The organism is Burkholderia sp. AU28863, from assembly GCF_002223195.1.
Classification (GTDB): Bacteria; Pseudomonadota; Gammaproteobacteria; order Burkholderiales; family Burkholderiaceae; genus Burkholderia; species Burkholderia sola.
Map to the genome: position 1 here is coordinate 189,366 of NZ_NKFE01000003.1, position 23,004 is coordinate 212,369.

General features: G+C 67.4%; 19 protein-coding genes. 8 read left to right on the forward strand and 11 right to left on the reverse strand.

Annotation, left to right across the window (positions count from 1 at the left end; genetic code table 11):
- Nucleotides 1-180 precede the first annotated feature (180 nt).
- From CFB81_RS03195 to CFB81_RS03225, 6 genes are all read right to left on the reverse strand, one after another.
- A complete protein-coding gene (locus CFB81_RS03195) occupies nt 181-1,482 on the reverse strand; it encodes a class I SAM-dependent RNA methyltransferase (RefSeq protein WP_089434559.1) in 1,302 nt (433 codons plus the stop codon).
- Between the two features lie 153 nt (nt 1,483-1,635).
- Nucleotides 1,636-3,765: a site-specific recombinase gene (locus CFB81_RS03200; protein WP_089434560.1), complete on the reverse strand. Its 2,130-nt coding sequence runs from the start codon at nt 3,763-3,765 to the stop codon at nt 1,636-1,638.
- Between the two features lie 481 nt (nt 3,766-4,246).
- Nucleotides 4,247-4,960 carry a membrane integrity-associated transporter subunit PqiC gene (locus CFB81_RS03210; protein ID WP_069616726.1) on the reverse strand — a complete coding sequence of 238 codons (714 nt, stop codon included), beginning with the start codon at nt 4,958-4,960 and terminating at the stop codon, nt 4,247-4,249.
- On the reverse strand, nt 4,957-6,576 hold the full coding sequence (locus CFB81_RS03215) for an intermembrane transport protein PqiB (RefSeq protein ID WP_069616725.1): 1,620 nt from the start codon (nt 6,574-6,576) through the stop codon (nt 4,957-4,959). The genes CFB81_RS03210 and CFB81_RS03215 overlap by 4 nt, the downstream gene beginning before the upstream one ends.
- Nucleotides 6,569-7,204: a paraquat-inducible protein A gene (locus CFB81_RS03220; protein ID WP_069616724.1), complete on the reverse strand. Its 636-nt coding sequence runs from the start codon at nt 7,202-7,204 to the stop codon at nt 6,569-6,571. Before CFB81_RS03220 ends, CFB81_RS03215 begins: the two co-directional genes overlap by 8 nt.
- Complete coding sequence (locus CFB81_RS03225; protein WP_069616723.1) at nt 7,201-7,866, reverse strand: paraquat-inducible protein A; 666 nt, start codon at nt 7,864-7,866, stop codon at nt 7,201-7,203. Before CFB81_RS03225 ends, CFB81_RS03220 begins: the two co-directional genes overlap by 4 nt.
- Before the next feature lie 259 nt (nt 7,867-8,125).
- Between CFB81_RS03225 and CFB81_RS03230 the strand changes: the two genes are divergently transcribed.
- From CFB81_RS03230 to CFB81_RS03255, 6 genes are all read left to right on the forward strand, one after another.
- Complete coding sequence (locus tag CFB81_RS03230; RefSeq protein ID WP_089434562.1) at nt 8,126-8,686, forward strand: cytochrome b; 561 nt, start codon at nt 8,126-8,128, stop codon at nt 8,684-8,686.
- 8 nt (nt 8,687-8,694) lie between these two features.
- Nucleotides 8,695-9,255 carry a YceI family protein gene (locus tag CFB81_RS03235; RefSeq protein ID WP_069616721.1) on the forward strand — a complete coding sequence of 187 codons (561 nt, stop codon included), beginning with the start codon at nt 8,695-8,697 and terminating at the stop codon, nt 9,253-9,255.
- A gap of 65 nt (nt 9,256-9,320) precedes the next feature.
- Nucleotides 9,321-9,902, forward strand: a complete 582-nt coding sequence (locus tag CFB81_RS03240) for a YceI family protein (RefSeq protein WP_006476873.1) — start codon at nt 9,321-9,323, stop codon at nt 9,900-9,902.
- A 202-nt stretch (nt 9,903-10,104) separates the two neighbouring features.
- Nucleotides 10,105-11,382: an MFS transporter gene (locus CFB81_RS03245; protein WP_069616720.1), complete on the forward strand. Its 1,278-nt coding sequence runs from the start codon at nt 10,105-10,107 to the stop codon at nt 11,380-11,382.
- 240 nt (nt 11,383-11,622) lie between these two features.
- Nucleotides 11,623-12,363 carry a LysM domain-containing protein gene (locus tag CFB81_RS03250; RefSeq protein WP_089434563.1) on the forward strand — a complete coding sequence of 247 codons (741 nt, stop codon included), beginning with the start codon at nt 11,623-11,625 and terminating at the stop codon, nt 12,361-12,363.
- Entirely contained in the window at nt 12,351-12,785 is a 435-nt protein-coding gene (locus CFB81_RS03255) for a lysozyme inhibitor LprI family protein (protein ID WP_089434564.1), read from the forward strand. The genes CFB81_RS03250 and CFB81_RS03255 overlap by 13 nt, the downstream gene beginning before the upstream one ends.
- A 167-nt stretch (nt 12,786-12,952) precedes the next feature.
- Here CFB81_RS03255 and secF read toward each other — a convergent pair whose 3' ends face one another.
- From secF to queA, 5 genes are all read right to left on the reverse strand, one after another.
- Nucleotides 12,953-13,903 (reverse strand): protein translocase subunit SecF, encoded by a 951-nt coding sequence (gene secF, locus CFB81_RS03260; protein ID WP_050011793.1) that lies wholly within the window; start codon nt 13,901-13,903, stop codon nt 12,953-12,955.
- An 18-nt stretch (nt 13,904-13,921) separates the two neighbouring features.
- On the reverse strand, nt 13,922-15,940 hold the full coding sequence (gene secD / locus CFB81_RS03265; protein ID WP_089434565.1) for a protein translocase subunit SecD: 2,019 nt from the start codon (nt 15,938-15,940) through the stop codon (nt 13,922-13,924).
- 107 nt (nt 15,941-16,047) lie between these two features.
- Nucleotides 16,048-16,371, reverse strand: a complete 324-nt coding sequence (gene yajC / locus CFB81_RS03270) for a preprotein translocase subunit YajC (RefSeq protein ID WP_006476868.1) — start codon at nt 16,369-16,371, stop codon at nt 16,048-16,050.
- 232 nt (nt 16,372-16,603) lie between these two features.
- A complete protein-coding gene (gene tgt, locus CFB81_RS03275; protein WP_069616715.1) occupies nt 16,604-17,791 on the reverse strand; it encodes a tRNA guanosine(34) transglycosylase Tgt in 1,188 nt (395 codons plus the stop codon).
- A gap of 198 nt (nt 17,792-17,989) precedes the next feature.
- Nucleotides 17,990-19,057: a tRNA preQ1(34) S-adenosylmethionine ribosyltransferase-isomerase QueA gene (queA, locus tag CFB81_RS03280; protein WP_089434566.1), complete on the reverse strand. Its 1,068-nt coding sequence runs from the start codon at nt 19,055-19,057 to the stop codon at nt 17,990-17,992.
- Between the two features lie 167 nt (nt 19,058-19,224).
- Between queA and recG the strand changes: the two genes are divergently transcribed.
- Both recG and CFB81_RS03290 read left to right on the forward strand, forming a co-directional pair.
- Nucleotides 19,225-21,546 carry an ATP-dependent DNA helicase RecG gene (recG, locus tag CFB81_RS03285; protein WP_089434567.1) on the forward strand — a complete coding sequence of 774 codons (2,322 nt, stop codon included), beginning with the start codon at nt 19,225-19,227 and terminating at the stop codon, nt 21,544-21,546.
- Between the two features lie 127 nt (nt 21,547-21,673).
- A complete protein-coding gene (locus tag CFB81_RS03290) occupies nt 21,674-22,633 on the forward strand; it encodes a LysR substrate-binding domain-containing protein (protein WP_069616712.1) in 960 nt (319 codons plus the stop codon).
- Nucleotides 22,634-23,004 lie beyond the last annotated feature (371 nt).

A 23,004-nucleotide genomic window follows, 5' to 3' on the forward strand; every position in this document is an offset into this window, starting at 1 on the left:
CTGTCAGTAGTCATGGCGGCGCTGACAAAAGGCGGCTGCGGTGGCGTCCGGTCGGGCGGGACCGCGCCGCGCGGATGCGAGGCGAGGGGGTGTGCAGGACGGCGGCGTAAAGAAAAACGCCCGGCGGGTGCCGGGCGTCGTCTGGGTGTCAGCAGGCGGCCGCAGCGGCCGGTTCGCGTGTCAGGCGTCGCCTTCCGGCGCGGCCGGGCGTGCCTTCACGCTGCCGGCGATCAGGTCGAAGCGGAACAGCCGGCATTCGAGCGCGCCGTTGAACAGCGGCGTCTTGGCCGATTCGCGCAGCCGCAACTGGCCCGGCAGCGAACGATCGGACGTCAGCAGGAACGCCTGCCAGCCCGTGAAGCGCTGCTTCAGCGCATCGCCGAGCGCATTGAAGAACTCGCTGTCCGGCGCGTCGGTGTGCGTGCGGCGGAATGCGTCGTCGTTGCCGCGGTTGCGGCCGGTTTCGCGCACCTCGCCGCGCGCGCTGCGCCCGCGCACTTCGATCCGCTCGCCGTACGGCGGGTTCGCGAGGAGGATGCCCGGCCCGTCGCACGGCGGCGTCATCCCGCGCGCGTCGACCTGCTTGAGCCACACCGACGGCACGCCGGCGCGCTCGAGGTTCGCGCGCGCCTTCTCGAGCATGTCGCCGGAAATGTCGCTGCCGTACACGCCGAGCGCTTCGCCGCGCTTGGCCCGCGCCGCGCGCTTCGCGTCCAGCGCCGGGACCTTCAGCCCCTGCCACGCGGTGATGTCGTACTGCTTGAGCTTTTCGAAGCCGAACCGGCGTTCGACGCCGGGCGCCACGCCGAGCGCGATCTGCGCGGCTTCCGCGAGGAACGTGCCGCTGCCGCACATCGGGTCGTACAGCGCGGTGCCGGGCGTCCAGCCCGTCAGGCGCAGGATGCCGGCCGCGAGGTTCTCGCGCAGCGGCGCCGCACCCTTGTCGAGACGCCAGCCGCGCTTGAACAGCGGCTCGCCCGACGTGTCGAGGTACAGCGTGCACGCGTTGACGGTCAGGAACGCGAACACGCGCACGTCCGGCGCACCGGTGTCGATGCTCGGGCGCGAGCCGGTTTTCTCGCGCATCCGGTCGCAGATCGCATCCTTCACGCGCAGCGTCGTGAATTCGAGGCTTTTCAGCGGCGACTTGATCGCGGTGATGTCGATGCGCAGCGTCTGCGTCGACGCGAACCAGCGTTCCCACGGCTGCTCGAGCGCGAGCGCGTAGACGTCCTGCTCGTTGCGGTACGGGCCGTGCGCGATCTTCAGCAGGATCCGGCTCGCGATCCGCGAATGGAGGTTCGCGGCCATGCCGGCGGCCCAGCCGCCGCTGAAATGGACGCCGCCCGGCACCTGCGCGCCCGCGGTGAACGGCGCGCCGTTCAGGTGGCGGCCGGCGATTTCGGCCAGCTCGGCGGCAAGCGCCGCTTCGAGGCCGCGCGGGCAGGGGGCGAAGAATTCGAACAGGGTGGGCGAGGACATAAGGCGGGTGAGGACGTGCAAAAGTCCACTATTGTACGCGGCGCGGCGACCGGGGCCGGCGTTTCGGCGCGGCGCCGCCGGCGCGACGGCCGCTCGCGCGTGCCGGGCGGGCGGCGAAGGGCGGGCGGGCCGCCGCCGCCGCGCCGCCGCGGCTCAGTGCGCGCCCGGCTGGCCGGCGCGCGTGGCGGGGTTGGCCGCCGGCCAGAACAGCGCGAGCGGATTCGACAGCACCGTGCGGACGATCGCCGCCACGAGCGCGCGCACCTTGGTCGGGCGCAGGCTGCGTGAGCGCACGGCCATCGTGAACGCGAGCGCGAAGCTCACGAGCACGTTGAGGATCGCCATGCTGAGGACGCCCGCGCCGGCCCACCACAGCTCGGGCGTGCCGAGCGCACCCTTGCCCAGCACGCCGAGCGCGACCCCGATCGAGCCGGCCGACAGCGTCACGTGCCGCACCTCGAACGGGAACATGAACACGGTGACGATCGCCGGGACGAGGCCGAGCATCAGGCCGAGACCGACGTTCGCGACCACGCCCGCGACGTTCGACCGGCAGAAGTGCGCGAGCTTCGCGGCGCCGGCCGCGCCGAGCGTCAGGCGCAGCCGGCGGTTGTACGTGAGCGCGTCGCCGACCCGGTGCAGCACGAACCAGTTGTCGGCCCAGCCCGCGAGCAGGCTCGACGCCCACAGCAGCACGCCGGTGAGCGCCGCATAGAATGGCGTCGGGCCCAGCAGCGAGAACGAGTGCAGCGTCGCGTGCGCCTTCTCCGGCGAGATCAGGTTCGCGTGCAGCACGTTGCCCGCGAACAGCTGCACGAGCAGGCACACCGGCAGCACGACGAGCACGTTGCCGGAAATCGCGGCCGCCTGCGTGCGGATCAGCGCGATCACCGATCCGACGAACGCCTTCACGCCTTCGTCGTGGCCCGTGTCGTCGAGCTCGCGCGCGAGCGTCGGCGCGGTCATCGCCGGCTGCTTGGTCGCGAGCGTGAAGTGCAGGAAGTGCATCAGCATGAAGCTGGCCGCGTAGTTGATGCCTGCAAGCAACCCTTCGAGCATCGACTGCAGGTGCGCGCCCGTGATCGCGAACTTCACGCACACGGTCGCGACGGTGACGAGGCCGCCGCCCGCGGCCATCCGCAGCATCTTCAGATACTCGGCGCGGCCGCGCGAGATGTAGTGCTCGCCGGTGTCCGCGTTGGTCTCGACGAGCTTGCGCGCGAACAGCGAGAAGTTGCTGCGCACGAGGTGCGCGACGCTCTGGCTGCTCTGGTTCGCATCGACGAGTTCGGCCGTCAGGTGCGCCATGCCGCGCAGGTCGTCGCGCGCCATCCACGCGTTGAGCAGCATTTCCGCGCGCAGGATGCGCATGCGCATCCGCTCGACCTGGAACACGATGTCGACCGACACGCCGTTGCGGTACAGGTGCGCGAACACCTCGTCGACGGCGATCCGGCATTCGTCGAGCAGCACGCGCAGGTAATTCACCTCGTGCAGCAGCTTGCTCGGGTCGCCGCCGTCCTCGACGGCCGCATGCGCGGTTTCGACCGCGAGCATCGCGCGCGTGAGGCGGTAGAACGGCTGCGATTCGAGCGGCTGGCGTTCCAGCGGCTTGCGCGCGTCGTCGTCGGACAGCCGGCTGCGCACCGTCTGCGACAGGCCGGTCGAGCTGATCTGGCAGGTCAGGTTGTGCAGCGCGGCCAGCAGGTCGCGCGAGAACGAGCCGGGCTCGTGGCGCTCTTCGTCGGTGACGTCGAACGAGATCAGCTCGGCGACGCGCGCGAGCAGATCGTCGGGCAGCGCGTCGATCCATTTCGCGTCCTCGGGCGTCGGGAACATCAGCGTGAACAGCGCCGACAGCTCGCGGCGGTTCGGCGCGGGCGGGATCAGCGACGAGTCGATCCGCTCGAACAGCGCGCCGAAGAAGCCCGAATGCACGGGCATGCCCGCATCGCACAGCAGCGAGATGCCGTCGCACTCGCGCAGGATGCCGCGCAGGATGCGCGCCGCGTGCGCTTTCCACGCGGGGTTGCGATCGAGCACGTGAAACAGGTAGCGCAGCCGCGCATGGGCCGGATACGCGCGCGTGTCGGCGTCGCGCTCGGCCGGCGCGTCCAGCACCGTGCCGTTGCGGCGCAGCCAGTGCGCGAGCTCGATCAGCCATTCGCTGCGCTCGGCGTACGACGCGCCGGCGTCGGCGTGCGCGAGCAGCGCATCGAGCTGGTGGCCGGCATTGCGCGACGCGCGCCACTTCTTGATCAGGGTCGTCAGGGAACGAAACATAAACGGAATAGCGAAAGCCCGGGACGGGCGGGTTCGGGATGCCGGCCGGGGAAACGGCGCGGCGCCGGTGAGAACGGGTGAGACGGGGCCGGTGGCCGGACGATGCGCGGCGACCCGCGATGCGGCTGCCCCGTCGCGGTGCACGCGATTCGCGTGCGGGCGCCGGGAGGCACGGCGGTCGGGCCGAACGCGGCCCGGCGCCGCTGGCTGGCGCGCACGACGAACGGCGCGAGCCTGAAAGTGCGTAGGATCGTCAATCGGGCCGGAAAACGCAAGCCGACCGCATTGCATGGCGCGGGTTCCGGCGGCTTTTGACAAAGAATGTCATGTCCGTCCGGCCGATGGCGGCGCGCGAGGCCGGCTGCGGCGGCGTGCCGCTGGCGTCCGGCTTTCGGCGTGTGCGACGGGACGCGCCGCGCCGTTCGACCCCGCGCAGGCGAACGCCGTGTCGAACGTTTCCCCGCGCGCCGTCTGCGTTCGCTTATGCGCCGGACTTGCCCGTCGCGCCGGCGTCGCCGCCGGCCGTCGGGTTGGCCGGGCACGGCACGGCCGGCGCGGCGGCCGTCTTGCCGCCGGCCGCGGACACCGCGCCGCGGCGGGCGGCCATCGCACGCACGCCGGCCGCGGCCTGGGTGGCAATCACGTCGAGCGCGCGCCGGTGGCCGGCGACGAGCGCGTCGTAGCCGTCCGCGACCGGTTCCGCGACGCTCGTGCGGCAGGTCATCACGGCCTGCGAGGCGAGCGAGCGCACGCTCCATACGGCGTCGATCGCCGCGCGCTTGCCCGGCCACGACTCGAAGCGCTGCACGTTCACGCTGATGCGGTACACGGGCACGCCGGCCGGATACGCGGAATTCGCGACGTCGATCGTGCCGAGCTGCGCGGCGAGATCGTCCGACAGCGCGCGGCGGATCTCGTCGGCGGGCGGCGCCGCCCAGCGTTCCTGCTCCAGCACGTCGACCTGCGCCGCGTTCTTCTGCACGACCAGCTGGTTCTTCGCGACCTGCTCGGGCACGCCGACCGACGGCACCTCGATCAGGAACGCCGGGTTGGCCGGCGCGGTGCGCAGCGGCGCCGCGGCGTCGGCCGGGCTGAGCGTGTAGAACCGCGCGGGCGGCGAGCTGCACGCGGCGAGCGCCAGTGCGGCGAAGACTGCCGCCGCGCCGCTTGCGAAACCGTTCACGCGTGTCGTCATTGCTTATCTCCTGGCTTGCCCTTGAGCAGCGATTCGGGGTGGCGCTCCAGATAGTCGGCGAGCGCGTTCAGCGATTGCAGCGTGCGCGTGAGCTCCTTCAGCGCGCCGCGCACGTCGGACTGCAGCGGCGAATCCTGCTGCAGCGTCGCTTCGGCGGTCGAGAAGGTCTGCTTCGCGGCCGACAGCGTGTCGCGCGCTTGCGGCGCGACCTGCGTGTCGAGCTGCTTGAACAGCTTGTCGGCATTCGCGAGCGCGCTGTTCAGGTTCGCGCCGATCTGGTCGAACGGCACCTTGTCGAGCTTCTTCGCGATGTCGGCGACCTGCAGCTGCAGCTCGTCGAGCGTGTTCGGCACGGTCGGCAGCTCGAGCGGCTGGCGGGCCGTGTCGATCTTCACGGCCGGCGCCTTCGGGAAGAAGTCGAGCGCGACGTACAGCTGGCTCGTCAGCAGGTTGCCGGTGCGCAGCTGGCCGCGCAGCCCGTGCTGGACGAGCCGCTCGACGATTTCGCGGCGCGCCGGTTCGCCCTTGCTCTCGATCGTCTCGCGGAAGCGGCGGCCGAGGCGTTCCGGATACACGTTCATCGTCACCGGCATCAGGAAGTTCTTCGTCTTCGGATCGAAGTCGATGCCGATGTTCGTCACTTCGCCGAGCACGATGCCGCGGAAATCGACCGGCGCGCCGACGGCGAGCCCGCGCAGCGACTGGTTGAAGTTCATCACGACCTGCAGCGGCTGGCCGTCCGGGTCGCGCATCGCGTCGCCCTCGTCGGAGCCGAGACGGAACGTCGTGTTGTTCGGCGCGGTCGTGCCGGTGCCCTGGTTCGGCGGCGTCTGGAACGCGATGCCGCCGAGGATCACGGTCGCGAGCGACTGCGTGTTCAGCTTCAGGCCGCTCGAATCGAGCCGCAGGTCGACGCCGCTCGCTTGCCACCAGCGCGTGTTCATCCCGACGTACTGGTCGTACGGCGCATTGACGAACACGTTGAACGTCACGCCCGTGCCGTCCTTGTCGAGCGAGAAGCCGACCACCTGGCCGACCTGCACGCGGCGGTAGTAGACCGGCGAGCCGATATCGACCGAGCCGAGCGAATCGCCGCGCAGCACGTACTGCGTGCCTTTCTGGTCGCCCGTGACGGCGGGCGGCGTCTCCAGGCCGGTGAAGTCGGTCAGCGTGTCCTGGCCGTGACCGGCGTCGACGCCGATGTACGCGCCGGACAGCAGCGTGCCGAGCCCCGACACGCCGGTCGCGCCGACGCGCGGCCGCACGATCCAGAAGCGCGAGCCCTTGACCGCGAAATCCTCGGCTTCCTTCTTGAGCTGCACCTGGACCAGCACGCGCGACAGGTCTTTCGACAGCTTGATCGTCTTGACCGTGCCGATCTCGACGTCCTTGTACTTGACCTGGGTCTTGCCCGGCTCGAGCCCTTCGGCGCTGTGGAAGCTGATCGTGATTTCCGGGCCGCGCTCGCGCACGGACTTGATCACGAGGCCGATGCCGATCAGCGCGGCGATCAGCGGCACGAGCCAGACGAGCGACGGCAGCCAGCCGCTTTTCGTCGAGATCGTCGGATCGGGCGGCCGGGGCGCGTCGTGCTGCGGGCCTTGTGGACTATTCATGGTGATTCCCTGAGGTTTCGACTGGATCCCAGATCAGGCGGGGATCGAACTGCATCGACGCGAGCATCGTCAGGATCACGACCGAGCCGAACGCGAGGGCGCCGGGGCCGGCCGTGATGACGGCGAGCGAACGGAAATGGACGAGCGCGACGGTCAGCGTCACGACGAAGATGTCGAGCATCGACCAGCGGCCGATGCGCTCGACGATCCGGTAGAGGCGCGTGCGCTGCAGCGGCCGCCAGGCGGCGCGGCGCTGCGCGCTGGTGACGAGGATCGTCAGCACGCCGAGCTTGAGCATCGGCACGAGAATGCTGGCGACGAACACGACGACGGCGAGCGGCCAGTCGCCGGACGTCCAGAAATAGATGACGCCGCTCATGATCGTGTCCTGCTGCGACCCGACGATCGACGACGTGCGCATGATCGGCAGCAGGTTCGCCGGAATGTAGAGGATCGCGGCCGCGAGCAGCAGCGCCCACGTGCGCATGATGCTGTTCGGCGTGCGCACGTGCAGCGCGCTGCCGCAGCGCGCGCAATGCGCGTGCGGGTGGTCGATCGTCTGCACGAGCCCGCACGCGTGGCAGCTGGCGTAGCCCTCGCGGGCGGCGGTCGGCGTGGGGCGCGTCATCGGCGGGGCGCGTCCGGCAGCGGCGCGGCGGGGTCGGGCTGCCCGGGCGCGCGGCCGGCGCGCAGGTCGTCGGCGATGTCCCACACCGTGCGCGGGTCGAACATCAGCACGACGGCGGTCATCAGCGTGAGCGCGCCGAACGCGAACAGCGCCGCGTCGGGCACGACGCGCGCGAGGCTCACCATCTTCACGATCGTGACCACGATGCCGAGCATGAACACCTCGATCATCCCCCACGGCCGCACGAGCTGGATCGTGCGCAGCACGACGTTGAGGCCGGGCGGCACGACGCCGCGGCGGATCGGCAGCAGGACGTAAAGCAGCGCGGCCATCTCGACGAGCGGAAACAGCACGGTCGAGCAGAACACCATCACGCCGACGATCGCCATGTCCTGATGCCACAGCGCGTCGATCGCGCCGATCAGCGTCGTCTGCACGCGCGTGCCGTTCAGGTCCATTTCGAGGATCGGGAACGTCTGCGCGATGATGAACGTGACGAGCGCCGCGACCGCGAGCGCGGTGATGCGCTCGATCTGCGTGGTGCTGTTGCGATACAGCAGCGCGTCGCAGCGCGGACAGCGCGCGATCTCGCGGCCGGCGAGGCGCGGTTTATGCAACAGTGCGTCGCATTCGTGGCAGGCAATCAGGTCGTATCGTTGCATGGAAAAGGCGGTGTCGCGACGGCTGGGGAAACGCGTCGACGGGGCCGGAACCCGCGCCAATCTTACCAAAAGGGCTTTTTCGATGGGTCAAGGATCATGAATTGCGTGACCGGTCGGTAACATGACGGGAAGCCGTCAGCCGGCTGGCGCGCCTGTCCTCAGAGTCCGCGCGCGTCAAAAGGTTGCGGTAGCATGGCGCCCTTGACATGCGTCGGACGAATTTACCGGCGCAGCCGTTCGCTGAACTGAGGAACCCAAGATGGCATCGAAATCGCCGCCGGCCGTGCCGGCACGCTATGCGCACCCCGCGATCGCACTGCACTGGCTGATCGCGCTGCTGATCGTCTGCGGCTTCGCGCTCGGCTGGGTGATGACGGACATCCCCGGCTTCACGCCGACCAAGCTGAAGTACTTCTCGTGGCACAAGTGGATCGGCGTGACGGTGTTCGCGCTGGCCGTCGTGCGCGTGCTGTGGCGTGCGACCCACGTGCCGCCGCCGCTGCCGGGCGGCACGCCGGCGTGGCAGCGCGCGGCGTCGCACGGCGTGCACATGCTGCTGTACGTGCTGATGATCGTGATTCCGGTGACGGGCTACCTGTATAGCTCGGCGTCGAACATCCCGGTCGTCTATCTCGGCGTCGTGCCGCTGCCGCGTCTGATCGACCCCGATCCGGCGCTCAAGGAAACCTTCAAGACGCTGCACGTCTCTTTGAATTACATTCTGCTTGCGCTCGTCGCGATGCACGTGCTCGCGGCGCTCAAGCACCAGTTGTTGGACCGCGACGGCCTGTTGTCGCGCATGCTTCCCTTTGCCAAATGAAGGATCCCATGAAAGTGTCTTTCTCCCGCTCCATGCTGACCGCGCTCGCCGCGGCGGCGCTTGTCGCGTCGGGCGCGGCGCATGCCGACGTCGATCTCGCGAAGAGCAAGGTGTCCGCCGTGTCGAAGCAGATGAACGTGCCGACCGAAGGCGCGTTCAAGAAGTTTTCCGCGCAGGTGAAGTTCGACCCGGCGAAAGCCGCGCAGGGCAGCGCGCAAATGACGATCGACGTCGCGAGCTTCGACCTCGGCGACAAGATGTACAACGACCAAGTCGCCGGCAAGGACTGGTTCGACGCGAAGACCTATCCGCAGGCGACCTTCGTGTCGTCGGCGATCGCGCCGGCCGGCGGCAACAAGTACAACGTGACCGGCAAGCTGACGATCAAGGGCAAGGCCGAGACCGTCACGGTGCCCGTCACGGTCGCGCAAAACGGCGCGACACAGACCTTCGACGGCGTGCTGCCGATCAAGCGTTCGGCCTTCAACGTCGGCACCGGCGAGTGGAAGGACACGTCGATCGTCGCGGACGAAGTGCAGATCAAGTTCCATCTCGTCGCTACGAAGTAAGCGGCTGGTTGCCGCGTCAACTGAATGCCGCGCGAGGGCGCGGCGCCGTTCCTAGGAGAAAAAGTTTGAAAAAGCATCTGATCATCGCCGCCGGCGCGCTGGCCGCCTCGCTGTCGTTCTCGGCCTTCGCCGAAAGCGCGACCTACCAGTTCGACCCGAGCCACACGTACCCGAGCTTCGAAGCCGACCACTTCGGCGGCCTGTCGGTCTGGCGTGGCAAGTTCGACAAGTCGAGCGGCACCGTGACGCTCGATCGCGCGGCGAAGACCGGTACGGTCGACGTGACGACCGATATCGCGTCGATCCACACGGGCAGCGCGAAGCTCGACGAGCACCTGCAGACGGCCGAATTCTTCGATGCGGCGAAGTTCCCGCAGGCGAACTACAAGGGCACGATCAAGTTCGACGGCGACAAGCCGGTGTCGGTGGTCGGCAACCTGACGCTGCATGGCGTCACGAAGCCGCTGACGCTGAAGATCGATTCGTTCAAGTGCATGCCGCACCCGATGCTCAAGCGTGAAGTGTGCGGCGTCGATGCGGTCGGCGAATTCAGCCGCGACGATTTCGGCCTCGACTACGGCAAGCAGTACGGCTTCAAGATGAAGACGAAGCTGCTGATCACGGCCGAAGCGGTCAAGCAGCAGTAAGACTCGCTGGCGGGGCCGGCCATTGCGCCGGCCGCCGCGGACTAACCGCCGCGCTCCCGTTACCGGGGCGCGGCGGTTTTTTTTGCGCGCCTATAATCGCCCGAGCGCCGCATGTGGCCATGCGAATCCTGCGGCGCCGGGCAGGCCGACGGCGCGACGGTGGCCGCCCCGAACAGAACGTACAACGACAAGGAGATCGCCGATGCATGCCGTCACGCAGTCCAGCTCCATTGCCTCGTCGCCGCGCGTGTGGCGCGCGGTGGTCGCCGCGTCGATCGGCAACGCGCTCGAATGGTTCGATCTCGTCGTCTACGGCTTTTTCGCGGTGACGATCTCGAAGCTGTTCTTCCCGGCCGGCAACGACACTGTGTCGCTGCTGCTCACGCTCGGCACGTTCGGCGTGTCGTTCTTCATGCGGCCGCTCGGCGCGATCGTGCTCGGCGCGTATGCCGACCGCGCGGGCCGCAAGGCCGCGCTCACGCTGTCGATCCTGCTGATGATGGCCGGCACGCTGATCATCGCGGTGCTGCCGACCTACGGGACGATCGGCGTCGCCGCGCCGGTGATCCTCGTCGCCGCGCGGCTGATGCAGGGCTTCTCGGCCGGCGGCGAGTTCGGCAGCGCGACCGCGTTCCTCGCCGAGCACGTGCCGGGGCGGCGCGGCTTCTTCGCGAGCTGGCAGGTCGCGAGCCAGGGGCTCACGACGCTGCTCGCTGCGGGCTTCGGCACCGTGCTGAACGCGCAACTCACGGCCGACCAGATGGCGTCGTGGGGCTGGCGCGTGCCGTTCTTCTTCGGGCTGCTGCTCGGGCCGGTCGCGTACTACATCCGCACCAAGGTCGACGAGACGCCCGAATTCCTCGCGGCCGAAGGCACCGCGAACCCGCTGCGCGATACGTTCGCGTCGCACAAGGCGCGTCTCGTCGCGGCGATGGGCGTGGTCGTGCTCGGCACCGTCGCGACCTATCTCGTGCTGTTCATGCCGACCTACGGCGTGAAGCAGCTCGGCCTCGCGCCGTCCGCCGCCTTTGCGGCGATTCTCGTCGTCGGCGTGATCCAGATGGCGTTTGCGCCGCTCGTCGGCCACTGGTCGGATCGCTACGGCCGCGTGCGCGTGATGATCGCGCCGGCCATCGGCATCCTCGTGCTGATCTATCCGGCGTTTGCGTATCTCGTCGCGCATCCGGGCTTCGGCACGCTGATCGCGCTGCAGGTGCTGCTCGCGTTCCTGATGACCGGCTACTTCGCGGCGCTGCCGGGGCTCCTGTCCGAAGTGTTTCCGGTGCAGACGCGCACGACCGGGATGTCGCTCGCGTATAACGTCGCGGTGACGATCTTCGGCGGCTTCGGGCCGTTCATCATCGCGTGGCTGATCCGCGAGACGGGGATGAAGACCGCGCCGAGCTTTTACCTGATGTTCGCGGCCGTGCTGAGCCTCGCGGCGCTGGTCGTGCTGCGGCGGCGGTTCGGGTTTCGGTGACGCTTCGACGCGACGCGGGCGGGGGGCAGCCGCCCTTTGAGGCGGCTGCGATTTTTGTACCGCCAAGCATGCAGTCATGTAGCCGCGCTCGCGAGCTGATGGCATTTCTGCGAGCGCCGCTCAGGCTCAAAATGAGCCTTCCAAAATTCAGTCACGTCTTATGGCGATTTTGTCCTGCACTTTGTAGAGTCTTGCGGGATATTTCGCACACCACCCGGCAATTAACTGGAAAGGACTGATATGGCGGGTCAAGCACCATCGAAGACAGGCTTCGAGAAATGGCAGGACGGCATCGACAAGGCGGTAGGCGATACCAGATGGGATTCCTGGGATTGCGAAATCCGGATGGCAGTCGACGAGTACAACCGCCATCTTTCCGGGATAGCAGGATACAGGCCGTTGGATTGGCAACTTATCAAGGCGATGCTATGGGTCGAATCTGGTGCGGCCGACTCGGAATGGAACAGCAAGCCCATGCGCATCGGCGTCTCTGGCGATCCAGGGCTGGCATCCCTGCTGTCGGGAAACGAAGGTGGCGACTTGATTCTGCCACCGGCCTGGAACGGACAGCTGACAATGGGGTCGGTCCGAAGCATGCCGGCACATAACATTCGTGCGGGGATCGGTTACTTGCTGATGAAAACGGCCCATTACGAGTACCGCAGCGTGTCGAACGCCGATGTCAAAATCTATGAGGTCATCGTTAAGCCCGGCGATAGCCTCGACAAGATTGCAAAAGCGCAAGCAAGCACAGTAGATACGCTGAGAAAGCTCAATCCGACCGCTACCGTTCTACGACCTGGGCAGGCGTTGAAGTATCAGAAAGCATCTGTGCAACGCGTCATCACAAGCTGGCGGCAGATCTCCACAAAGTTGATAGCACAACGCTATAACGGAGGTCGCGATATCAATTACGCTACGAAACTGGATTATGTGTTGAAAGCGATGCACAAAGGGACGGAGACCGTATGCGCAAGATAGCGCTTCTGGTAGCAGCTGCCTTTTCCCCGCTCATCTCGATGGCTGCGCCGAATGCTCCAGTTCAAAGCGAGCGCGAACTGCGCGGCGAATGCTCGTATGAAATAACCGGAGTAAGAGAATGTTTGCAGCGGAAGCAAGAGGCAAGCGAGGTCGAGCTAAAGCGTGCCGAAGAAAAAGTACGTGTGGCGTTTGCCAAGTGGGATGAGGACGTCAAATACGTCAATCTGGCAAAAATCAGGCTGGCCGCCTCGAAGAAAGCTTTCATCAAATATCGCAAAGCGCAATGCGCATTTGCCTCCTCATTGGGCGGCGGTGCTATTGGCAATGCACTTGAGATGCAGCGTCTGGCCTGTGTCGCAGAACTCAATAACAGACGCGCCGCGCAATTACGCGATGCGGTGTCTGACTTGCCGTTGAAGTAGCACGGTGCCGTCGGCATCTCGACGCGGCGGCACCAGTCAGCCCGGCACGACACCGTAGCCAAGCCGCCCGGGCCATCGCGCCGGGAGAAGAGGGCAGCGACGCTTGCATGAAAAAAGGCCGGTCCAACAGGACCGGCCTTCGTATATCCGCCGAAACGGCGCGGCGCTTAAACCTGCGCGCCCGCGTTCGGATCGTCCGGATCGTGCGCGGTCTTCTTGTCCTTGATCAGGTCTTCGCGCTTGATGCCGAGCCACATCGCGAGCGAGCCCGCGACGAACACCGACGAGTAGATGCCGAACATGATGCCGACCGTCAGCGCGAGCGCGAAGTAGTGCAGCGTCGGGCCGCCGAAGAAGAACATCGACAGCACCATCATTTCCGTCGACGTGTGCGTGATGATCGTGCGCGACATCGTGGTCGTGATCGCGTGGTTGATCACTTCCTGCACGCTCATCTTGCGTTCGCGGCGGAACGTCTCGCGGATCCGGTCGAAGATGACGACCGACTCGTTGACCGAGTAGCCGAGCACCGCGAGGATCGCCGCGAGCACCGCCAGCGAGAATTCCCACTGGAAGAACGCGAAGAAGCCGAGAATGATCACGACGTCGTGCAGGTTGGCGATGATGCCCGCCACCGCGTACTTCCATTCGAAGCGGAACGACAGGTAGATCACGATGCCGATCACGACGCACGCGAGCGCGAGCAGACCGTCGGTCGCCAACTCGCGGCCGACCTGCGGGCCGACGAACTCGACGCGCTGCAGCGTGACGTCGGGGCTCTGCGCCTTCAGCGCGCCCATCACCTGGTCGCTCTGCTGCGCGGACGTGAGGCCTTCCTTCAGCTGCAGGCGGATCAGCACGTTGCGCGACGTGCCGAAGTTCTGCACCTGCGCGTCGGCATAGCCGAGCTTGCCGAGCGTCGCGCGCACGGGCTCGAGCTCCGCGGCCTGCTGGTACTGCACCTCGATCACCGTCCCGCCGGTGAATTCGACGGACAGGTGCAGCCCGCGGTGGAACAGGAAGAACACGGCGGCGAGGAACGTGACCAGCGAGATCACGTTGAACACCAGCGCGTGCCGCATGAACGGAATGTCTTTACGGATGCGGAAAAATTCCATGGCTTCGTCTCCGGGGCCTTATTGGGTCGAGCCCGGTTTCTTCGGCGACACGCGTTGCTGCGCGCGGTTGCGCAGCTGCGGCTTGCCGGCGCGCGGCGCGTTGCCCTTCGCCGGGGCGGCGAGCTTCGCGGCGCGCGCGGTGTCGGTCGATTCGTCCGCGTCGGTGAACGACGCGGCGGCGGCGCCTTCCGGCTTCCACACCTGGCCGATCGCGAGCGACTTCAGTTTCTTGCGGCCGCCGTACCAGAGGTTGACGATCCCGCGCGAGAAGAACACCGCGGAGAACATCGACGTCAGGATGCCGAGGCAGTGCACGATCGCGAACGCGCGAACCGGGCCCGAGCCGAACGCGAGCAGCGCGAGGCCGGCGATCAGCGTCGTGACGTTCGAGTCGAGAATCGTCGCCCATGCATGCGCGTAGCCGGCCTGGATCGCGAGTTGCGGCGGCTGGCCGGCGCGCAGTTCTTCACGCACGCGCTCGTTGATCAGCACGTTCGAGTCGATCGCCATGCCGAGCGCGAGCGCGATCGCCGCGATACCGGGCAGCGTCAGCGTCGCCTGCATCAGCGACAGCACGGCGACGAGCAGCAGCAGGTTCACCGACAGGCCGATCACCGACACCACGCCGAACAGCATGTAGTACGCGATCATGAACACGGCGATCGCGCAGAAGCCCCAGATCACCGAGTGGATGCCCATCTTGATGTTGTCGGCGCCGAGGCTCGGGCCGATCGTGCGTTCCTCGATGATGTCCATCGGCGCGGCGAGCGACCCGGCGCGCAGCAGCAGCGCGAGATCGGCCGCGGCCTGCGGCGTCGGCTGGCCCGTGATCTGGAAGCGGTCGCCGAGTTCGGACTGGATCGTCGCGACCGTCAGCACTTCGCCCTTGCCCTTCTCGAACAGCACCATCGCCATCGGCTTGCCGATGTTCTCGCGCGACACCGTGCGCACCGCGCGGCCGCCCGCCGAATCGAGGCGGATGTTGACCGACGGACGCTGATGTTCGTCGAAGCCGGCCGATGCGTCGATGATGCGGTCGCCGGTAAAGATCACGTCCTTCTTCAGCAGCACGGGCACCTGGTTGCCTTGCGTGAACAGCTCCTCGCCCGGCGGCACGGGGTCGTTCGGGTTCGGGTGCGTGTTGATCGGGTCGGCGAGGCGCGCCTCGAGCGTCGCGGTGCGGCCGATGATGTCCTTCGCCTTTGCGGTGTCCTGCACGCCCGGCAGTTCGACGACGATGCGGTCGCTGCCTTGCTGCTGCAGGATCGGCTCGGACACGCCGAGCTCGTTCACGCGGTTGTGGAGCGTCGTCAGGTTCTGCTTGAGCGCGGCGTCCTCGACGGCCTTCTGCACGGCCGGCGTGAAGGTGCCGACGACTTGCGTGCCGCCGCCGCCGGGCTGGGTCGCCCATTGCAGCTCGGTGATCGACGCGGCGAGCACCTTGCGGGCGTCTTCCGCCGTCTGCGCATCGCTGAAGTTGACGACCACGGACTGCTCGACGCGGCTCACGCCGCCGTCGCGGATGTTCTTGTCGCGCAGCAGCGTGCGCGCGTCGGACGCGTCGGAGTCGAGCTTCTTCGTGAGCGCGCCCGTCATGTCGACCTGGAGCAGGAAGTGCACACCGCCGCGCAGGTCGAGGCCGAGATACATCGGCAGCGCGTGCAGCGCGGTCAGCCAGCGCGGCGACGCGCTCTGCAGGTTCAGTGCGACGACGTACTGCGGATCGTTCGGGTCGGTGTTCAGCGACTTCTGCAGCAGGTCCTTGACGCGCAGCTGCGTATCGGTGTCCTTCAGGCGCACGCGGATGTTCGCGCCGGTCGCCGTGTTCTCGAAGGTGATGTCGTCCGGCTTGATCTGCGCAGACGCGAGCGCCGATTCGACCTGGGTCAGCGTGGTCGAGTCGAGCTTGACCGTGGCCTTGCCGCTCGACACCTGCACCGCCGGCGCTTCGCCGAAGAAGTTGGGCAATGTGTACAGAAGGCCGATGGCGAGCGCCACGACCATCACGACATATTTCCAGAGTGGGTAACGATTCATGAGGGGGCCGAACGGGTGGTTGGCGTGAAAGCGTCGCGTCCGGCGCCGCGGCGGCCCGCTCTCTCAGGCGGGCACGGCGCGGGGAGCCGGACGCTCGGTGTTAAGCCTTACAGCGACTTGATCGTGCCCTTCGGCAGAATGGTCGTGACGGCAGCCTTCTGCACGGTGATTTCGGTGCCTTCGGCGATTTCGACGCCGATGTAGCCTTCGGTGACCTTCGTCACCTTGCCGACGAGGCCGCCGCTCGTGACGACTTCGTCGCCCTTCGCCATGGCCGCGAGCATGTTGCGGTGTTCCTTCTGGCGCTTCATCTGCGGACGGATCATGATGAAGTACAGCACCGCGAACATCAGGATGAGCGGCAGGAAGCTCATCAGGCTCGATTCGGCGCCACCGGCACCTTGCGCGAAGGCATTGGAAATGAACGGCACGTTGGTCTCTCCGTAGGGGAAGATCGAAAAATAAGCCGGTTATTCTACCACCGGCCCCATGCGCAAACGGCGCGGCAAATGCGCTTTCGGATCAAGCTGTTAAAGCAGGATCCGATACCGTTGCGGCTTGTTTGGAAAGGCAATTGTAATGTTTGGCGGTCGCGACCGGTATCGGGGCGGCTCAATTTAGTACTCGTCCTATGTGGCGGACAGCGGGCGGGCCACCGGCCCGTCAGTCGACCCCGCTGGCCCGATCCTCCGCGAAGCGCTGCCGGAATGCGTCGAACGTATGCGTTTCGATCGCGTCGCGGATCTCGCTCATCAACTGCAGGTAGTAGTGCAGGTTGTGGATCGTGTTGAGCTGCGCGCCCAGGATCTCGCCGACCCGGTGCAGGTGATGCAGGTAGCCGCGCGAGAAGTTCTGGCACGTGTAGCACGTGCAGGTCGCATCGAGCGGCTTCAGCGAGTTCTTGTGCGTCGCGTTGCGGATCTTCACGTCGCCGAAGCGTGTGAAGAGCCAGCCGTTGCGCGCGTTGCGGGTCGGCATCACGCAGTCGAACATGTCGATGCCGTTCGCGACGCCCTCGACCAGATCCTCCGGCGTGCCGACGCCCATCAGGTAGTGCGGCTTGTTGGCCGGCAGCTTCGGGCCGACGTGCCGCAGCACGCGCATCATGTCTTCCTTCGGCTCGCCGACCGACAGCCCGCCGATCGCGAGGCCGTGGAAACCCAGTTCGGCAAGGCCCGCGAGCGATTCGTCGCGCAGGTCCTCGAACATCCCGCCCTGGACGATCCCGAACAGCGCATTCGGGTTGCCGAGCCGGTCGAATTCGTCGAGCGAGCGCTTCGCCCAGCGCAGCGACATGCGCATCGAGTCGGCCGCTTCCTTGTGCGTGGTCGGCACGCCGTTGGTCGCGTACGGCGTGCATTCGTCGAACTGCATCACGATGTCGGAGTTCAGCACCTTCTGGATCTGCATCGACACTTCCGGCGACAGGAACAGCTTGTCGCCGTTGATCGGCGAAGCGAACGTGACGCCGTCCTCGGTGATCTTGCGCAGATCGCCGAGCGAGAACACCTGGAAGCCACCCGAGTCGGTCAGGATCGGCTTGTTCCACCCCATGAAGCCGTGCAGGCCGCCGTGCGCGTCGATCGTGTCGAGGCCCGGGCGCAGCCACAGGTGAAACGTGTTGCCGAGGATGATCTGGGCGTTGATCTCGTGCAGTTCGCGCGGCTGGATCGCCTTCACGGTGCCGTACGTGCCGACCGGCATGAAGATCGGCGTCTCGACCGTGCCGTGGTTGAGCTTCACGCGGCCGCGGCGCGCGTGGCCGTCGGTCGTCAGCAGTTCGAATTCGAGCCCGTTGGCCGGGCGGTCCTGCACGGGGGCGTGCGTATCGTGGGATGAACCTTCGGTCATCGTGTCATTCTCCTTGCCACCGAAGAACAGTTCGGCGCATGTTGGAAACGCCGCTGGGCAACCGGCGGCGGGGAAAAGCGGGTGCGCGCATCGTAGCGCGTACGGCGGGAAAACGGGGCGACAGCGCTGGGCGCGACCGCGCGGCGCGCAACGGCTGCTGCGCAATCGCAGGCCGGTGCGTGATCGCGCCCGCCGCGCTTACGCGCCCGGCGCCTCCGGCGTGTCGCGCCGCGTGAGCAGCATCGCGTCGCCGTAGCTGAAGAAGCGATAGCGTTCTTCGATCGCGTGCCGGTACGCGGCGCGGATCGTCTCGACGCCCGCGAACGCGGACACCAGCATCAGCAGCGTCGATTTCGGCAAGTGGAAATTCGTGACGAGCCGGTCGACCACGCGGAAACGGTAGCCGGGCGTGATGAAGATGTCGGTCTCGGCCTGCGTGGCCGCGAGCGGGCGGCCCGCTTCGTCGGCCGCGCGCGCGGCGGCTTCGAGCGCGCGCATCGACGTCGTGCCGACCGCGATCACGTTGCCGCCGCGTGCGCGGGTCGCGGCGATCCTGTCGACGAGCGACTGCGGCAGGTCGTACCACTCGCTGTGCATCTTGTGCTCGGCGATGTTCTCGACGCGCACCGGCTGGAACGTGCCGGCGCCGACGTGCAGCGTGAGCGTCGCGCGCTCGACGCCCATCGCGTCGAGCTTCTCCAGCAGCGGCTCGTCGAAGTGCAGCCCGGCCGTCGGCGCGGCGACCGCGCCCGGATTGCTCGCGTAGACGGTCTGGTAGCGCGTTTCGTCGGTCGCGTCGGGATCGTGCTCGATATACGGCGGCAGCGGCAGGCGGCCGTGCTGCTCGATCAGCTCGAGGCACGGCGCGGGGAAGTGCAGCGTGAAGAACGGCTCGACGCGCTCGCCGACCGTCACGTCGAACGCGTCGGCCAGACGCAGCGTCGTGCCGGCGCCCGGCGACTTGCTCGCGCGGATCTGCGCGAGCGCCGTGTGCGTGCCGGTCACGCGCTCGATCAGCACCTCGATCTTGCCGCCGCTGGCCTTCTGGCCGAAGAAGCGCGCCTTCAGCACCTTGGTATCGTTGAACACGAGCAGGTCGCCGGGCGCGATGCACGACGGCAATTCGGCGAAACGGCGGTCGACGAGGCGTGCGGGTTCGACGGTGCCGTCGACCTCGAGCAGGCGGCTCGCGGTGCGATCGGGCAGCGCGGTTTGTGCAATCAGCTCGGGTGGCAGATTGAAATCGAAATCGGAAAGCGTGAACATGCGGGCTGGTTCGAAGCGGCCGGCGGGCGTCGCCGGCGGGGCGGAAACGCGTAAATGGGGCGCGCGAGCCGCTATGATGACGGGATGCGCGGCCTGGCCGGCGTCGTTGGTTCGGACGACGTGAAAGCCGCTATTGTACTTGCCTTGCGAAGCACCCAGACGATCCGATGCCTGTGTCACCACGCCGTTCCCCCGCTGCCGTCGCCGATTCCGCCGATCCGTTCGACGCGGACGATGCCGCCACGCCCGCGCCTCCCGCACCGGGCGCCGGTGCGCGCCGCGCCGGGCCGAAGCGCGGCGCCGACGGCCGGCTCGCGCAGCCCGCGGCCGCCGCGCCCGACGTCGAACCGGGCGCGGGCGGCGACGAAGCTGGCGCGCCCGGCGCATCCGGCACGAAGCGCAAGAAGAAGCCGGCCGCCGAGAAACCTGTGAAAACCGCCGACAAGCTCGCGAAGCTCGGCCTCACGCGCTCGATCGATCTCGTGCTGCATCTGCCGATGCGCTACGAGGACGAGACCACGCTCACGCCGATCGGCGAGCTGCTGCCGGGCGGCATCGCGCAGACCGAAGGCGTCGTGTTCGACAACGAAGTCGCGTACCGGCCGCGCCGCCAGCTCGTCGTGAAGATCCAGGACGACGACGGCGAGCAGCTCGTGCTGCGCTTCCTGAATTTCTACGGGTCGCAGGTCAAGCAGATGGCCGTCGGCCAGCGGCTGCGCGTGCGCGGCGACGTGCGCGGCGGCTTCTTCGGGATGGAGATGGTCCATCCGGCGGTGCGCGTCGTCGAAGCCGACGCGCCGCTGCCGCAGGTGCTCACGCCCGTCTATCCGAGCACGGCCGGCGTGTCGCAGGCGTATCTGCGCAAGGCGATCGAGAACGCGGTCGAGCGCACGCCGCTGCCCGAGCTGCTGCCGCCCGAGATCGAGCGCGATTACCTGAAGCCGCTCGGCGTGCCGACGCTCGCGCAGGCCGTGCGCATCCTGCACCACCCGGGCGTCGATTCCGACGAAGCCGCGCTGATGGACGGCTCGCATCCCGCGTGGACGCGCATCAAGTTCGAGGAACTGCTCGCGCAACAACTGTCGCTCAAGCGGGCGCACGAGGAGCGCCGCACGCGCGCCGCGCCCGCGATGCCGCGCCGCACCGCGACCGATGCCGACGCGCTCACCACGCGCTTTTACGCGGCGCTGCCGTTCACGCTGACGGGCGCGCAGGCGCGCGTCGTCGACGAGATCGCGCACGACCTCACGCTCGCGCACCCGATGCAGCGGCTGCTGCAGGGCGACGTCGGCAGCGGCAAGACGGTCGTCGCGGCGCTGGCCGCCACGCAGGCGATCGATGCCGGCTACCAGGCCGCGCTGATGGCCCCGACCGAAATCCTCGCGGAGCAGCACGCGCGCAAGCTGCGCGCGTGGCTCGAGCCGCTCGGCGTCACGGTCGCGTGGCTCGCGGGCAGCCTGAAGGCGAAGGAGAAACGCGCGGCGATCGAGGCGGCCGCGCTCGGCACCGCGCAGCTCGTGATCGGCACGCACGCGATCATCCAGGACACGGTCGAATTCGCGCGGCTCGGCCTCGTGATCGTCGACGAACAGCACCGCTTCGGCGTCGAGCAGCGTCTCGCGCTGCGCGCGAAGGCCGCGAATGCGGCCAACGGCGCGCGCGACTTCCAGCCGCACCAGCTGATGATGTCGGCCACGCCGATTCCGCGCACGCTCGCGATGACGTACTACGCGGATCTCGAGGTGTCGACGATCGACGAGCTGCCGCCCGGTCGCACGCCGGTGCTGACGCGCCTCGTCGGCGACGCGCGGCGCGACGAGGTGATCGCCCGCGTGCGCGAGGCCGCGCTGACCGGGCGCCAGGTGTACTGGGTGTGCCCGCTGATCGAGGAGAGCGAGACGCTGCAGCTGCAGACGGCCGTCGAAACCTACGAGACGCTGGCCGCGGCGCTCCCCGAGTTGAAGGTCGGCCTCGTGCACGGCCGGCTGTCGCCGGCCGACAAGGCCGCCGTGATGGATGCGTTCACGCGCAACGAAGTGCAGCTGCTGGTCGCGACGACCGTGATCGAGGTCGGCGTCGACGTGCCGAACGCATCGCTGATGGTGATCGAGCACGCGGAGCGTTTCGGCCTCGCGCAGCTGCATCAGTTGCGCGGCCGCGTCGGGCGCGGCACCGCGGCGTCGGTGTGCGTGCTGCTGTACACCGGGCCGCTGTCGATCGCCGGTCGCGAACGGCTGAAGACGATGCGCGAGACAACCGACGGCTTCGAGATCGCGCGGCGCGACCTCGAAATCCGTGGCCCCGGCGAATTCCTCGGCGCGCGCCAGTCGGGCGCGGCGATGCTGCGCTTCGCGAACCTCGAGACCGACGGCTGGCTGATCGATCCGGCCCGCGAGGCCGCGGCGCGGCTGATTGCCGCGTATCCGGAGGTCGTCACCCAGCATCTCGCGCGCTGGCTCGGCGCGCGCGAACAGTACCTGAAGGCCTGATCGACCGACTTTGGGGCCGGATCGAACGCCGCCACTCGACGCATCGCGATGCAGAGAAACTTGGCGAACCGGTGCAAACGGGTGTATAAATTAAACCTATCGCCTGTATATTTCTGATTGACCCACAATGACCCTGACTGAATTGAAGTACATCGTCGCGGTCGCGCGCGAGCGGCATTTCGGCCGCGCGGCCGAAGCGTGCTTCGTGAGCCAGCCGACGCTGTCGGTGGCGATCAAGAAGCTCGAAGACGAGCTCAACGTGCAGATTTTCGAGCGCGGCGCGAGCGAAGTGAGCGTGACGCCGATCGGCGACCAGATCGTCACCCAGGCGCAGCGCGTACTCGAGCAGACGTTCGCGATCAAGGAGATCGCGAAGCAGGGCAAGGACCCGCTCGTCGGCCCGTTCCGCCTGGGCGTGATCTACACGATCGGGCCGTACCTGCTGCCGACGCTCGTCAAGCAGATGATCCAGCGGGTTCCACAGATGCCGCTGATGCTGCAGGAGAACTACACGCTGAAGCTGCTCGAACTGCTGAAGCAGGGCGAGATCGACGCGGCGATCATGGCGCTGCCGTTCCCCGAGACCGGCCTGATGGTGCGGCCCCTGTACGACGAGCCGTTCGTCGTCGCGCTGCCGGCCGGCCATCCGTGGGAGAAGCGCGACGAAATCGACGCCGAGGACCTGAAGCAGGAAACCATGCTGCTGCTCGGCAACGGCCACTGCTTCCGCGATCACGTGCTCGGCGTGTGCCCGGAACTGATGCGTTTCTCGCAGACGGCCGACGGCATCCAGAAGACCTTCGAGGGCTCGTCGCTCGAAACCATTCGCCACATGGTCGCGAGCGGCGTCGGCATCACCGTGCTGCCGCGGATGTCGGTCGCCGAGATCGGCCCGCGCGCGAACGGCCCCGATGCCGAGCTTCTGTCGTACGTGCCGTTCCACGAACCGGTGCCCGACCGCCGCGTGGTGCTCGTATGGCGCAAGAGCTTCACGCGGATGCCCGCGATCGACGCGATCAGCGACGCGATCGCCGCGTGCGAGCTGCCGGGGGTCGCGAAGCTCGACATGCCGGCCACGATGAACTGACGCGCTCGCGCATGCAGGTGTGGCAGCGTGATGAACGGGGTCGTACGACTCCGTTTATTTTTCCCTATCGCATAGATGAAATTTATCAAATTCAAGTAATTGATAGATATAGATAGAATCCTCTACATGGATCGGCGTCGCACCGACGCGCGGGATGCAGGTTGAATGCAAGCGTCAAAGGAGGATGTCATGATGCGGTCGGTATTGCAGCGCGCGCAGCGGAACACCCCGTCGCGCGACACGGTCGTACATCGCGCCAGGGCGGCGGTCCGCAGCCTGCGCCCGATTGCGTTCGCATACCTGGCGGACCGTGTGTATGGCGGATGAGTGCCGCCGCACGCCGGTCCTGTGTTCCCCCGATTCACCCGCCG

What these genes read in the sequence shown, in the direction of transcription:
- CFB81_RS03195 (WP_089434559.1), bottom strand. Translation starts at nt 1,482, where the DNA reads ATGTCCTCGCCCACCCTGTTCGAATTCTTCGCCCCCTGCCCGCGCGGC.
- CFB81_RS03200 (WP_089434560.1), bottom strand. Translation starts at nt 3,765, where the DNA reads ATGTTTCGTTCCCTGACGACCCTGATCAAGAAGTGGCGCGCGTCGCGC.
- CFB81_RS03210 (WP_069616726.1), bottom strand. Translation starts at nt 4,960, where the DNA reads ATGACGACACGCGTGAACGGTTTCGCAAGCGGCGCGGCGGCAGTCTTC.
- CFB81_RS03215 (WP_069616725.1), bottom strand. Translation starts at nt 6,576, where the DNA reads ATGAATAGTCCACAAGGCCCGCAGCACGACGCGCCCCGGCCGCCCGAT.
- CFB81_RS03220 (WP_069616724.1), bottom strand. Translation starts at nt 7,204, where the DNA reads ATGACGCGCCCCACGCCGACCGCCGCCCGCGAGGGCTACGCCAGCTGC.
- CFB81_RS03225 (WP_069616723.1), bottom strand. Translation starts at nt 7,866, where the DNA reads ATGCAACGATACGACCTGATTGCCTGCCACGAATGCGACGCACTGTTG.
- CFB81_RS03230 (WP_089434562.1), top strand. Translation starts at nt 8,126, where the DNA reads ATGGCATCGAAATCGCCGCCGGCCGTGCCGGCACGCTATGCGCACCCC.
- CFB81_RS03235 (WP_069616721.1), top strand. Translation starts at nt 8,695, where the DNA reads ATGAAAGTGTCTTTCTCCCGCTCCATGCTGACCGCGCTCGCCGCGGCG.
- CFB81_RS03245 (WP_069616720.1), top strand. Translation starts at nt 10,105, where the DNA reads ATGCATGCCGTCACGCAGTCCAGCTCCATTGCCTCGTCGCCGCGCGTG.
- CFB81_RS03250 (WP_089434563.1), top strand. Translation starts at nt 11,623, where the DNA reads ATGGCGGGTCAAGCACCATCGAAGACAGGCTTCGAGAAATGGCAGGAC.
- CFB81_RS03255 (WP_089434564.1), top strand. Translation starts at nt 12,351, where the DNA reads ATGCGCAAGATAGCGCTTCTGGTAGCAGCTGCCTTTTCCCCGCTCATC.
- secF (WP_050011793.1), bottom strand. Translation starts at nt 13,903, where the DNA reads ATGGAATTTTTCCGCATCCGTAAAGACATTCCGTTCATGCGGCACGCG.
- secD (WP_089434565.1), bottom strand. Translation starts at nt 15,940, where the DNA reads ATGAATCGTTACCCACTCTGGAAATATGTCGTGATGGTCGTGGCGCTC.
- tgt (WP_069616715.1), bottom strand. Translation starts at nt 17,791, where the DNA reads ATGACCGAAGGTTCATCCCACGATACGCACGCCCCCGTGCAGGACCGC.
- queA (WP_089434566.1), bottom strand. Translation starts at nt 19,057, where the DNA reads ATGTTCACGCTTTCCGATTTCGATTTCAATCTGCCACCCGAGCTGATT.
- recG (WP_089434567.1), top strand. Translation starts at nt 19,225, where the DNA reads ATGCCTGTGTCACCACGCCGTTCCCCCGCTGCCGTCGCCGATTCCGCC.
- CFB81_RS03290 (WP_069616712.1), top strand. Translation starts at nt 21,674, where the DNA reads ATGACCCTGACTGAATTGAAGTACATCGTCGCGGTCGCGCGCGAGCGG.